Source organism: Natronorubrum daqingense (assembly GCF_001971705.1).
GTDB classification, from domain to species: Archaea; Halobacteriota; Halobacteria; order Halobacteriales; family Natrialbaceae; genus Natronorubrum; species Natronorubrum daqingense.
Window position 1 is genome coordinate 775,578 of record NZ_CP019327.1, and the last position, 12,015, is coordinate 787,592.

The window sequence follows — 12,015 nt, forward strand, 5'->3', positions numbered from 1 at the left end:
AGTCCTCGGCGTCAGAGTCGGTCACGCTGGACCGTCGTTCCACGTCACCCCACTTGGTCGTTTGTGCGAACGGCGTCGGTACGGGTTCGAACAGCGTCGGTACGATGGCCATACGTTGCCCCCGGTTGTCGCGCGCCGACGACCGGTCGATGTAGACGAGCATTTCCGACCCATAGGTAGCGGTTACGTCCCCTGCGTCTACCACTTCTCGAAGCGGCCGGAAACCGCGAGCCAGTCCCAGCAGAAGTTCGCGAGAACGGGAACGGCGACGAGCAAACCGAGCCAGTACGAAACGGCCGGGCTGGGAACCGGCGTCAGAGCGAGCAACACGGCGAGCATGGCGAAGCCACCGAGTGGCCGACGGAGTCGGTTCGCCGGGAGCGTCGACACGCTCCGCCCGCGCCACGTTCGCCACCGTCGGCCGGCGACGAACAGGTACCGGGCGACGGCAACGGCGAGGAAGACGAGCGGGAGCGTCCCGGCAGCGATGGCCACGACGGAGCCCACGAGAATCGCCAGCGCGTCCACTTCGACGTCGAGTCGCGAGCCGAACGCCGTCTCGCTGTTCGTTCGTCGGGCGACCGCACCGTCGACGGCGTCGAAGACCATCGCGAGCGCGAACAACGCGGCCGGGGCCCAGGGACCGATCCCCGACTCCGTTGGGAGTCCAGTCGCGACGAATCCGGCGAGGACCACAACCGCTCCAGCGCGGGCGATGGTCACCCACGTCGCGAGTGTAACCGACTGCTCCGTCGCATCTCGTGGTGACTGGGCTGGTTTCGCCGATATCGGAGTCCCTTCGTCGAAGAGGATCCACACGAGTAGCACCTCGAGAACGACGACAAGCGCGACCGCGCCGAGAAACGCGCGCGATGGGCCAGCGGACCAGACCAACTCGAGTGCGAGAAGCGTTCCGGCCACCATCGCGACGTGCCCCGCACCCACGGTGATCCACCGGGAGAAATTGCCTCTCGAGAGCCCAACGTGCGTTTCGTCGGTCATCGCTCTCGTCGATAGAGGATCACCAGCGCGACGATCAGCAGGATCTGTGCGAGCTTGTCGATCAGTTCCGCACTCGAGAGGTCGGCGACGGTCGCCGGCTCGTTCAGGACGTACCAGAGCACGATCTGTGCGGCCGTAAACGGAATTCCGAGGAGATAGACCGTCGATCGCCGGTAGTCCGCGACGACGAGTCCGATCCCCAGCAGGAAGCCTGCAGTCGCGAACAGGAAGGCGAGTCCCATCCAGTGGGGAAGGAACTCGAGTCCCAGAATCAAGTGAACGAGCCCGGTGACGAGCGCGAGTCCGATCGCCATCCAGTGGAGGGGTGTGAGCGTGGCGAGCCCGATTCGGTTCGCGGCGATCATACGGTGGTCTCGACGGCGATTCAAAAACAGCTTCCGGCGAGTTACGCGAGTAGCGGGCGCTTACATTTTGTTCGCGGGCGGAACCGTCCGTTCGCTTGGACTTGTAGAACCACCATTGCCACGCATTACGCGAATCCCGGCACCGATCCCGAGCGTGCCGGCGAAGAGCACAGCGAGCAGCGTCGTCACGAGGGAGAGTCCAACGATTCCGCTGAGGAGACTCCCGGCGAACACGCCGGCCCACAACTGGTTTCGCCCCAGTCGTGAGGCGATCGACTGGCCGAGTGCCACGAATCCGAGAACCGTCAGGATCGGGATAACGGTCATCCCCAGTGTCACCATTAGTAAGCCGAAGAACGAACCGAGCGTCGTACCGACGATCATGTAACCGCCGGCGACGAGCCCGACGAGAACGAGTAACGCCGGTGTCCCGATACAGATCGAAATGACGGGACTCGTTCGCGATTTGGTTACCGTCTCCGGTCCGAACCCCTGTACCAACCCGAGTACGACCATCGCAACGACGAGCGTGATTCCGAACTGAACCCCCGCGCGCTCGAGCGCCTCCAGTGCCAGATACGCCTCGAGTCCACCGGTAATCACGGCTGGGTGGCCGATTGACTCAAGTGCTGCCCCACCGATACTATATGAATCTACTGGCCGCATGTGTGTAGTATATACATTCCCACCTAATAGAATTTCGCTTTTAGATTACTTTCGTTAAAATTGATTATTAGCAGGCAGAAGTCATCGATAATCGTTCACAGTATGTCTCGCGTAAGGTACAAGATTAGTGACGGAAGTCGCTCTCAGGTGCTGTGTAAAAACGTGATAGTACTCGAGGGGTGTCCGGGAACGCGCTTCGACGGGTTTAAGTTCGAGATGGCATTTCGTTCAAGGGAGACAGGCGTAGCCTGTTTCACTGACCCGTAGGAGCACTCCTGCGTACTACGGAGGTGAACGATGGCAGATTCGGATATTGAAACAGCAGTCGCTCGCGCACTCGAGGACTCACCGGAACGGAACTTTACCGAAACGGTAGACCTCGCGATTAATCTGCGCGACCTCGACCTCAACGAACCGTCGAATCGTGTTGACGAGTCTATCGTCCTGCCGTCCGGAACCGGCCAGGAAACGATCATCGCCGTCATCGCCGAGGGAGAAACCGCAGTCCGCGCCGAAGAAGCGGCGGACGAGGTTCTCTCGGGTGACGACGTGGCCGATCTGGACGACGACGAAGCCAAAGATATGGCGGACGAGACGGACTTCTTCATCGCCGAAGAGTCGATGATGCAAGATATCGCCCGGCACCTGGGTACCATCCTCGGTCCCCGCGGAAAGATGCCGGACCCGCTCGCTCCCGACGACGACGTCGTCGAGACCGTCAACAGACTCAAGAATACCGTGCAACTTCGCTCCGGCGACCGACGAACGTTCCACACGCTCGTCGGCGCCGAAGACATGGATGCCGAAGGAATTGCAGACAACATCGACGTCATCCTGCGACGTCTGCACGCCGACCTCGAGAAGGGCCCACAAAACATCGATGGCGTCTTCGTAAAGACGACCATGGGCCCGTCTGTGGAGGTGGCCTAACATGAGCGCACAGGCAGACCGCAAAACCGAGAACCTTCCCCAGTGGAAGCAAGAAGAAGTCGACGAACTCGAGGAACTCATCGAGAGCTACGAGAGCGTCGGCGTCGTCGGTATTGCTGGCATTCCGAGCAAACAGCTTCAGGACATGCGACGCGGTCTCCACGGCACCGCCGAACTCCGTGTGAGCCGTAACACCCTGCAAGTCCGTGCGCTCGAAAGCACTGGCCTCGGCGACCTCGTTAGTGAGGTCGAAGGTCAGGTCGGCCTGGTCGGAACGAACGACAACCCATTCACCCTCTACAAGGAACTCGAGGCGTCGAAGACGCCCGCTCCGATCAACGAGGGCGAAGTCGCCCCGAACGACATCGTCATCCCAGAGGGTGACACCGGTGTCGACCCGGGTCCGTTCGTCGGCGAACTGCAGAGCATCGGTGCGAACGCGCGCATCGAGGACGGCTCGATTCAGGTCATGGAAGACTCCACGGTCTTAGAGGCCGGCGAGGAAGTCTCCACAGACCTTTCGAACGTTCTCAACGAACTCGGCATCGAGCCCAAGGAAGTCGGGCTTGACCTGCGATCGGTCGTCGCCGAGGGCGTCCAGTTCGACCCCGAGGACCTCGACATCGACGTCGAGGCCTACGAGAGCGACGTGGCGACGGCTGCCGCTCGCGCTCGCAACCTCTCGGTCAACGCGAGCTACCCGACCGAGGCGACCGCGCCGACGCTCGTCGCCAAGGCGACGGGCGAGGCCAAGAGCCTCGGCCTGCAGGCCGCCATCGAGGACGAAGACCTGATGCCCGACCTCGTCTCCAAGGCCGACGCACAGCTACGTGCGCTCGCGGCCCAGATCGACGACGAGGACGCCCTGCCTGAGGAACTACAGGGCGTCGAGGCACCCGCTGCCGAGACGACATCGGACGAGGGCGAGGACGAATCGACAGACGAACCAGACGACGCTGAATCCGACGCCGACGCTGACGCCGACGAAGACGACGATGACGACGATGACGCAAGCGGCGGCGAAGGACTCGGCGCAATGTTTGGATAACAACTGGAGGACACAACAATGGAATACGTTTACGCTGCACTCATCCTGAACGAAACTGACGAAGAGCTCAACGAAGACAACCTGACGAACGTACTCGACGCTGCCGGCGTCGACGTCGAAGAATCCCGAGTCAAAGCGCTCGTCGCTGCACTCGAGGACGTCGACATCGACGACGCAGTTTCCGAGGCTGCTGCCGTTCCCGCAGGCGGTGCCGCAGCGGGTGGCGCTGCAGCAGGCGGTGCCGCAGCAGGCGGAGACGACGAAGACGTCGAAGAGACGAGTGACGTGCCGGACACGACCGACGACGATGACGACGATGACGAAGACGAAGAGGCCGGCGGCGAGGGCCTCGGCGAACTCTTCGGCTAACTCGGCTCGAGACGACGACGTTTCGTCGACACCAACCTCGAATTTTTATGACGATCGCCGGCGAGTGGCAACGCTGTCGGTCAGTACCATCGATTCTCCGTGCGCTCGAGTGACGCAGTCGGACGAGGGTTAATAAACGAAGCCGCGGCCAGACACGTCGATGGCCGTTGCTCCGGTCGAGTTCGTCGCCGATCCGACGTTCACACTGCAGTTACTCAGCTGGACGCTTGGAGGTGCGTTTCTGGGCAGTTTGAGCGGGCTCATTCCCGGGCTCCACGCGAACAATTTCGCCCTCTTGCTCGCCGGCGTCGCGGCGTCTGTTCCCGGGGATCCGCTATTCGTCGGCTGTGCGATGCTCGCTGCGGGCGTCGTTCACACGTTCCTCAATGCTGTCCCCGCGATGGCACTGGGCGTCCCCGACGCTGAGATGGCCGTAACGACGCTGCCGGCACACAGAATGGTCCAGGAGGGACGGGGATACGAGGCGATCAGACTCTCCGCACTCGGGAGCATCCTCGCCGTCCTGGCCGCGATTCCGCTGGCGCTGCCGATCACGTGGGGCGTAACGGCCGCATATCCGACGATTCGTGACAACCTTCCCCTCTTACTCGCGATGGTCGTCGTCGCGCTGATCGCCTCGGAGTTCACGCGACGCGCTCGAGTCGGTGCACTCCTCTCGTTCGTCCTCGCGACCGTATTGGGACTGTACACGCTCGACCTCTCGCCGGACGCTCCACTCGAGGGTGGCGGCATGCTCGCCCCAATCTTCGCCGGCCTCTTCGGTGCGCCGGTGTTGATCGATGCGATCCGCGGTGGCGGCGTTCCGCCACAGCGCGAGCGAGCGATCGCCATGCCGGGATGGCTCGTCGCCGTGACTGCGCTCGCGGGCGCGCTCGCCGGTGCCGTCGTCGGCTACATTCCGGGAATTTCGGCGGCAATTGCCGCGGTGGCCGTCCTGCTGTTCGTTCCTGGCCGCTCCGGGGACCGAGGCTACATCGTCGCGACGAGCGGCGTCGATACCGCGAACACGATCTTCGCCCTGTTCGCGCTGGTCGCCATCGGCCAGCCACGAACGGGCGTGATGGTCGCCTTCGAGAACGCGAACGCACCGCTCGAGCTCCCGATCTTGCTCGTGGGAGTCGTGCTCGCCGGATTGATCGGCTTCGTGCTCGTGATCGTCGTCGGCGACGTCTATCTCGAGTTCGTCGGCCAACTGGCCTACTGGAAAATTTCCGTCGTCGTGCTCGGGCTCCTGTGTGTTCTCTCGTTTCTGTTCGCCGGTTTCTTCGGAGTCGTCGTTTTCGTCGTCGCGGCCGCCATCGGGATGGTCCCGGTTCGGTTTCAGGCGCGTCGCGTCCACCTGATGGGCGTCCTGATCGGCCCGTTGATGCTCGCCGGCTGAATCGACTACCTCCTCGAGCGGTCTTCGGTGTCGTTCGAATCCCGGGTGCGTGCGGCGTCGCGTGCAGCGACGACCGTCTCGACTCGCTCGCGAGAGACGGGGTTCGTCGTTTCTGCTTGCTCTTTGAGTGCCGTGCCGACGATGACGCCGTCCGCACCGGCTTCGAGGCAGTCGCCGACCGTTTCAGGGGTCACGCCGCTGCCGACGAAGACGGGCGTTCGAGGGTCGGAATCGGCGTCGCCGTCGGTTGCGGACTCCGAAAGCGTCTCCGCTACCTGCTCGACGTCCTCGAGTGCCGTTTCGACGCCGGTTCCAGCCCCGGAAACGACGACGCCGTCGGCCATGCCACGTTCCGCTGTCTCGAGTGCGGCCCGTTCGATGTCGGTCTCGCCAACTGGCGATGCGTGTTTGACGTGCACGTCGGCGAGGATTGCGACGTCGGCGTCGATGCGGTCGCGAAGCCTGAGCGTGTCGTGTGCTCGTCCCTCGAGGATCCCCTGATCAGTCGCTGCCGCGCCGACGTGGACGTTCACGCGGACGAAGTCGGCCCCGGCGGCAGCAGCGACTGAAAGCGCCGCGTCCGCGTCGTTTCGGAGCACGTTCACGCCGACTGGGATGTCGAGTTCGGTCGTCAGTTCGGTCGCCATCGCGCTCAACTCCGCGACGACGTGTTTCGGGACGTCCGCGGGATAAAACGGTGCATCGCCGAAGTTCTCGACGATGACCCCGTCGACGCCGCCGGCCTCGAGTCGGCGTGCATCCTCGAGCGCTCGGGTACGAATGTTCTCGCGGGAACCCGCGAACGCTGGTGCGCCGGGAAGTGCCTGAAGATGTACCATCCCGACGACGGGTGCCCCGGCGTCGAACCTGTCGAGTAACGGTGTCGGCATAGTTCGGCTGTGGACTCGAGTGAGATAAGTCGGTGTGGATTCCGTCGACACGTTCCGGTGGGACGGGTCGGTGGTCGGCCGGTTCGCTCGTCGCCGATCCGGCAAGGACGCCCTCGTCCGGGGACGTTTTCTCTCCGCCGTTAGAAGGAGCGGGCGATGTCTACTCTATTGGATTCGCTGTCGATGCGTGATCTCGAGGTGCCGAATCGGATCGCCGTCTCGCCGATGTGTCAGTACTCCTGTGAGGCTGACGGCATGCCGACCGAATGGCACCACGTCCATCTGGGCAGTCGCGCCGTCGGCGGTGCCGGTATCGTCATGACCGAGGCGACGGCCGTCGAACCTCGAGGTCGTATTACGCCGGGCGATCTCGGAATCTGGAGCGACGAACACGCTGTGGCCCTGGCGAAGACCACGCGATTCATCCGCGAGCAAGGTGGGGTCCCGGCGATCCAACTCGCCCACGCGGGCCACAAGGCGAGTAAGTGTCGCCCGTGGGACGGCAACGTTCCGATCGATCCCGACGACGGCGGCTGGGAGGTGCTCTCTCCGTCGCCAGACGCGTACCCACCGTTCGAGGGGGAGAAGCCGGCGATTCGAAAGGCGACGGTCGACGATATTCAGGACGTGATCGACGCCTACGGCGCCGCCGCCGAGCGCTCGCTCGAGGCCGGATTCGAGATCGCGGAAGTACACGCGGCTCACGGCTACTTACTCCACGAGTTCCTCTCACCCGTCACGAACCGGCGCGAAGACGACTACGGCGGAAGCTTCGAGAACCGAACGCGCCTCCTCCGCGAGGTCGTCTCGGCCGTCCGCGACGTTTGGCCCGAGGAGAAGCCGGTGTTCGTTAGAATTTCGGGCACCGACTGGCTCGAGAACCAACCGTCGTGGGACATCGAGCAGTCCGTCCGACTCGCGGACGACCTCGAGTCGCTCGGCGTCGATCTGGTCGACGTCAGTTCGGGAGGACTCCACCCCGAACAGGACGCGTCGGGCGGACCGAACTTCCAGGTCCCGCTGGCCGAAGCGATCGGCGCGGAGACCGACGTCGCCGTCGGAGCCGTCGGCGGCGTCACCGAGCCGGAGCAAGCGGACGCGCTCGTTCGAAACGACCGTGCCGACCTCGTGCTCGTCGGCCGGGAGTTCCTGCGCGACCCGTACTTCGGCGTTCACGCGGCCAGCGCGCTCGAGGAGGACGCGTCCTCGCGCTGGCCCGTGCAGTATCGACGCGCCGTCCGGTAGGCTCGCGGTGGGACCCCGGCAGAGACGGCCGCGACGGCTGGGTCGACGGGGCCGGCTTGATTCCGGACCGAACCCACTCCCACGCCGTGGGAATCGTCTGGACTAGTCAATATTCGTCGATCGATACACACGAGCAGGAATCCATGGCCGACTACACGAGACGAACGATCCTGGGGGTAACGGGTGCATCGGTGGCAGCAGTCGCCACAGCGGGCTGTCTGGGAAGCGACGACGCCGAAGCGTTCGAAATCGATCCCGAGACGACGATCGTGATCGAGGGGTACAACTCCCACTGGGAAGGCGTCGAACCGGAGGAGATCGAGGGATCGGAGAATCCGACGTTCGTCCTCGAGGAGGACGCGCACTACGAAATCGAGTGGATCAACGGCGACGGCATGGAACACGACCTTCAACTCTGGGACGACGGCGACGCTATCGTCGACGATCTGGCAACGGACACGATGGCCGACGAAGGCGAGCGAGATTCACTCGAGTTTACCGCGACGGCGGCGCTCTCGTCTTACGTGTGCTCGCTTCACGCCCGTCGACAGATCGGCGAGTTCGTCGTCGAATAAGGTGGTGCAGACGCGACGGACTCCAGCGAGTCTTGTTCGGAAGTTAGTCGTCGGTCCACTTGATCGAACAGCCTTGAGAGGGTCGCCACTCGAGGTCGACGGCCTCTCCGGCGAGAATCGAATCGATCGCTTCGCGGACGTGAATCCGCGACGGCTCGTCCTCCGGGTTCAACGCGTCGTCGAGTCGACCCTGATAAGCCAGTTTGAAGTCGCCGTCCTCGCCCCGGCGGAAGAGGAACGGGTCGGGAGTGCAGACCGCGCCGTAGGACTTCGCGACCGATTGGTCCGCGTCTCGAAGGTACGCGTCGTACTCGATCTCGCCGGCGTCGACGTACTCGCGCATCGACTCGAGCGAGTCGTCGGGGTACTCCTCGGCGTCGTTCGGATTGATTCCGACGACCGAAACGTCGTCGTACTCGGCGGCGATGTCGTTGAGAAGGTCGAACTTCGCTTTCGCGTACGGACAGTGGTTACACGTGAAGACGATGAGCAGCGCTTCGGCGTCTTCGAAGGACTCGAGCGTGTACGTCTCGCCGTCTGACGCCTCGAGTTCGAAGTCGGGTGCCGTCTCGCCCGCTTTGAGGTCGGTGTCGGATTCTTCGAGTGCCATAGCTTTCAGTTACAGACAGTCGGTTGTAAATGTCGTGTTCGGTCCACAGCGGTGTTCCTGATGAGGCTCTCGCTCCACGCGGGAACCAGTCGTGAATCGTGTACGTCAGGACGGCTCACATATTTGTACCCCCCGCAACATCGGTAGTGTATGAAGACGCTCGAGGTCACCGACGAACAGTACGCAGTCATCCAGCACCTTCGTGAAGCGATCTCCGAGGAGGTCGTCGGAAAGTACGGCTTCGTCCGCGAACGCGACGCCGTCCAGTTCCTGATCGACAACATAGACGGCGAGGACGAACTCGAGATCGAACTCGAGGCAGACCTCGACTCTTCGGCGACCGACGACGTCGCCGCCTCGGTGGGGGCCGCAATCGAGGGCAAATCGACGCCGGAGGACCTCGAGGAAGTCTCCTATATCGAAGACGACGGCGACGGCGACGACGAGGGGTCGGACGAAGATGGTGCGGGCGACGCGGCTGACGAAGATGTCGATGAAGCAACCGACGGGGCTGGCGACGATGAGGACGAAAATGACAGCGAGGACGAGGTCGACGCCGAAGACGCGGACGGCGACGAAGACGACAGCGAAAGCGACTCGGGAGAAGCGAGTGCGAGCGGCGGATCGGCCGACGACGACGACATGCTCGACGAGATGATGAGCTTACTCGAGACCCACGACGACAAGTGGGAGGAATCTAGCTCGGCCGATTTCCGCTACAGCGTCGAACTGCCCGACGGCACGACGGAGGACGTCCAGACGAAAGACGACGTGCGAGCAATCCTGTTCAAGAACTATCGGTAATCGCGCCGGAGGAGGCAGTCGAACGGTGGCGGGTCACCCGTGGCTAGTGGGTGACACTTTTTGCGTTCCTCGCGTCTCGTCTACAGGCGCGACTCGAGTGAGGATTCACCGCGGGTGAGAGTCACCAGCAGCGTCGAATGCGTTTATGGGCGTCCTTGTGGAAGCCTCACGTGAGGGGAACCATGAGCCGAGCCTATCCATTCCAACAGGAGGAGGACATCACGTGCCCAGAGTGTGGCCGAGACGTGCCGATGCAGTCTCGAATCTGCCCACGGTGTGAGGCGTCGCTGCATTGATCGTCGGCCAAACCGTTCCCGTCAGTTTTTTCGAGCGAACAACGGTAGACCTTTACTCGCGCTCGCGCTTCGGAGAACTATGAGCGAACGCGAGGTACTCGAGTTGCTTCGTGAGAACGCGCGATACTCGAGCGCCGATATCGCACGAATGACCGATCTCGAGGAGTCGGACGTCGAGGCGACGATCCAGGACCTCGAAGACGCAGGTGTCGTCCGTGGCTATCAGGCGGTCGTCGACTGGGACAAACTGGAAGACGAACGAGTCCGGGCCGAGGTCGAACTCAACGTTCGTCTCGACAGAGAGACCGGCTACGGAGACATCGCAGAGCGCCTCGCGCGATTCCCGCAGGTCAAAGCCTTGCGATTAGTCAGCGGCGACTACGACTTCGACATGGAAGTCGAGGGCGACTCCATTCGCGAGGTTTCCCAGTTCATCAGCGAAAAGGTCGCGCCGGTCCCCGAGATTACCCAGACGGTCACCCACTACATGATGACCTCCTACAAGGAACACGGGATCGAACTCGGTGACGGCGAAGACGACGAACGACTCTCGTTCTCACCCTGATCATGACGTTCGAACTGTCCGAACGCGTCCAGACGGTGCCGCCATCGGGAATTCGGCGCTTTTTCGAAATCGCCGAGGAACGAGACGACGTCATCTCACTCGGCGTCGGCGAACCAGATTTCGCGACCCCGTGGGCCGCCCGTGACGCCGCGATCACCTCTCTCGAGCAAGGAAAGACCTCCTACACGGCGAATCGAGGAACGCGCGAACTCCGCGAGGCGATCTCCGAGTACGTCGCCGACCGATTCGGATTAGGGTACGGTCCAGACGAAGAGATACTCGTCACCGCCGGCGCGAGCGAAGCGGTCGACCTGGCCTTTCGTGCGTTCGTCGATCCCGGCGACACGGTCGCTATCGCCCAGCCGTCGTACATTTCCTACGAGCCAGGCGTCATCTTCGCGGGGGGCGAGACGCTGCCCGTTCCGACGACCGAGGCAGACGATTTCCGGCTGACGGTCGACGCGCTCGAGGATGCCGGTGCTGGTGACGCCGATATGCTCGTCCTCTGTTACCCGAACAACCCGACGGGCGCGATCATGACCGAGGCGGATCTCGAGCCGGTCGCCGAGTTCGCCCGCGAGCACGATCTGACGGTGCTCTCGGACGAAATCTACGCCGAACTTACCTACGACGTCGACGAGTCACACTCGTCTGCTCGGAAGACGGAGTCTTCCGCTGGAAACGAACACGTCTCCATCGCGTCCTTCGATGGCATGCGCGAGCGCACCATCGTCTTCAACGGCTTCTCGAAGGCCCACGCGATGACCGGACTGCGACTTGGCTACGCGCTCGGCCCCGCGAAGGCCGTCAACGCGATGAACAAGATCCACCAGTACACGATGCTCTCAGCGCCGACCACGGCTCAACACGCCGCACTCGAGGCTCTCGAGTCCTGTGAGAACGAGGTCCGAGAGATGGTCGACCAGTACGATCGGCGACGGCAGTTCGTCCTCTCGCGCTTCCGAGAAATCGGCATGGACGTCTTCGAAGCCAAGGGCGCGTTCTACTGTTTCCCCGAGGTACCAGCGGGTTTCACCGCAGAGGAGTTCGCCGAAGCAGTCCTGCGTGAACAGGGAGTCGCCGTCGTCCCCGGCGACGTCTTCGGCGAGGGCGGCGACGGGCACCTCCGAGTCTCCTACGCGACGGGACTCGAGGAGCTCCGAGAGGCCCTCGCTCGAATCGAGGCGTTCGTCGACGAGCACGCCTGATACGGATCGTTATACCGTGTTACCGGTGATCGTTGCCTCG

14 protein-coding genes are annotated in these 12,015 nt (G+C 63.0%); 9 read left to right on the top strand and 5 right to left on the bottom strand.

Features of this window, described 5'->3' with window-relative positions:
• Window positions 1-198 precede the first annotated feature (198 nt).
• The 3 genes from BB347_RS03790 to BB347_RS03800 are packed head-to-tail and all read right to left on the bottom strand — an operon-like array spanning window position 199 to window position 2,033.
• Window positions 199-1,002: a CDP-alcohol phosphatidyltransferase family protein gene (locus BB347_RS03790; protein ID WP_076578251.1), complete on the bottom strand. Its 804-nt coding sequence runs from the start codon at window positions 1,000-1,002 to the stop codon at window positions 199-201.
• On the bottom strand, window positions 999-1,367 hold the full coding sequence (locus BB347_RS03795) for a DUF7475 family protein (protein WP_076578249.1): 369 nt from the start codon (window positions 1,365-1,367) through the stop codon (window positions 999-1,001). Before BB347_RS03795 ends, BB347_RS03790 begins: the two co-directional genes overlap by 4 nt.
• A gap of 60 nt (window positions 1,368-1,427) precedes the next feature.
• Window positions 1,428-2,033: a hypothetical protein gene (locus BB347_RS03800; protein WP_076578247.1), complete on the bottom strand. Its 606-nt coding sequence runs from the start codon at window positions 2,031-2,033 to the stop codon at window positions 1,428-1,430.
• Window positions 2,034-2,330: 297 nt separating this feature from the next.
• Between BB347_RS03800 and BB347_RS03805 the strand changes: the two genes are divergently transcribed.
• The 4 genes from BB347_RS03805 (at window position 2,331) to BB347_RS03820 (ending at window position 5,782) form a co-directional block, all read left to right on the top strand.
• Window positions 2,331-2,963, top strand: a complete 633-nt coding sequence (locus BB347_RS03805; RefSeq protein WP_076578245.1) for a 50S ribosomal protein L1 — start codon at window positions 2,331-2,333, stop codon at window positions 2,961-2,963.
• A gap of 1 nt (window position 2,964) precedes the next feature.
• Window positions 2,965-4,011, top strand: a complete 1,047-nt coding sequence (locus tag BB347_RS03810; protein ID WP_076578243.1) for a 50S ribosomal protein L10 — start codon at window positions 2,965-2,967, stop codon at window positions 4,009-4,011.
• 18 nt (window positions 4,012-4,029) lie between these two features.
• Window positions 4,030-4,380 carry a 50S ribosomal protein P1 gene (gene rpl12p, locus BB347_RS03815; protein ID WP_076578241.1) on the top strand — a complete coding sequence of 117 codons (351 nt, stop codon included), beginning with the start codon at window positions 4,030-4,032 and terminating at the stop codon, window positions 4,378-4,380.
• A gap of 160 nt (window positions 4,381-4,540) precedes the next feature.
• Window positions 4,541-5,782 (top strand): tripartite tricarboxylate transporter permease, encoded by a 1,242-nt coding sequence (locus tag BB347_RS03820; protein WP_076578239.1) that lies wholly within the window; start codon window positions 4,541-4,543, stop codon window positions 5,780-5,782.
• 5 nt (window positions 5,783-5,787) lie between these two features.
• On the opposite strand, the gene BB347_RS03825 is transcribed toward BB347_RS03820, so the two are convergent.
• A complete protein-coding gene (locus tag BB347_RS03825) occupies window positions 5,788-6,672 on the bottom strand; it encodes a BtpA/SgcQ family protein (RefSeq protein ID WP_076578237.1) in 885 nt (294 codons plus the stop codon).
• 156 nt (window positions 6,673-6,828) lie between these two features.
• Between BB347_RS03825 and BB347_RS03830 the strand changes: the two genes are divergently transcribed.
• Window positions 6,829-7,917 carry an NADH:flavin oxidoreductase/NADH oxidase gene (locus tag BB347_RS03830; protein WP_076578235.1) on the top strand — a complete coding sequence of 363 codons (1,089 nt, stop codon included), beginning with the start codon at window positions 6,829-6,831 and terminating at the stop codon, window positions 7,915-7,917.
• A 143-nt stretch (window positions 7,918-8,060) separates the two neighbouring features.
• On the top strand, window positions 8,061-8,492 hold the full coding sequence (locus BB347_RS03835; RefSeq protein ID WP_076578232.1) for a twin-arginine translocation signal domain-containing protein: 432 nt from the start codon (window positions 8,061-8,063) through the stop codon (window positions 8,490-8,492).
• A gap of 43 nt (window positions 8,493-8,535) precedes the next feature.
• Here BB347_RS03835 and BB347_RS03840 read toward each other — a convergent pair whose 3' ends face one another.
• Window positions 8,536-9,102 carry a thioredoxin family protein gene (locus tag BB347_RS03840; protein ID WP_076578230.1) on the bottom strand — a complete coding sequence of 189 codons (567 nt, stop codon included), beginning with the start codon at window positions 9,100-9,102 and terminating at the stop codon, window positions 8,536-8,538.
• Between the two features lie 150 nt (window positions 9,103-9,252).
• Here BB347_RS03840 and BB347_RS03845 point away from each other — a divergent pair, with 150 nt between their 5' ends.
• The 3 genes from BB347_RS03845 (at window position 9,253) to BB347_RS03855 (ending at window position 11,975) form a co-directional block, all read left to right on the top strand.
• The gene (locus tag BB347_RS03845) at window positions 9,253-9,906 is read left to right on the top strand and encodes a hypothetical protein (protein WP_076578228.1); all 654 of its coding nucleotides are present in this window, start codon (window positions 9,253-9,255) and stop codon (window positions 9,904-9,906) included.
• A gap of 375 nt (window positions 9,907-10,281) precedes the next feature.
• The gene (locus tag BB347_RS03850) at window positions 10,282-10,767 is read left to right on the top strand and encodes an Lrp/AsnC family transcriptional regulator (protein ID WP_076578226.1); all 486 of its coding nucleotides are present in this window, start codon (window positions 10,282-10,284) and stop codon (window positions 10,765-10,767) included.
• Between the two features lie 2 nt (window positions 10,768-10,769).
• Entirely contained in the window at window positions 10,770-11,975 is a 1,206-nt protein-coding gene (locus BB347_RS03855) for a pyridoxal phosphate-dependent aminotransferase (protein WP_076578224.1), read from the top strand.
• Window positions 11,976-12,015 lie beyond the last annotated feature (40 nt).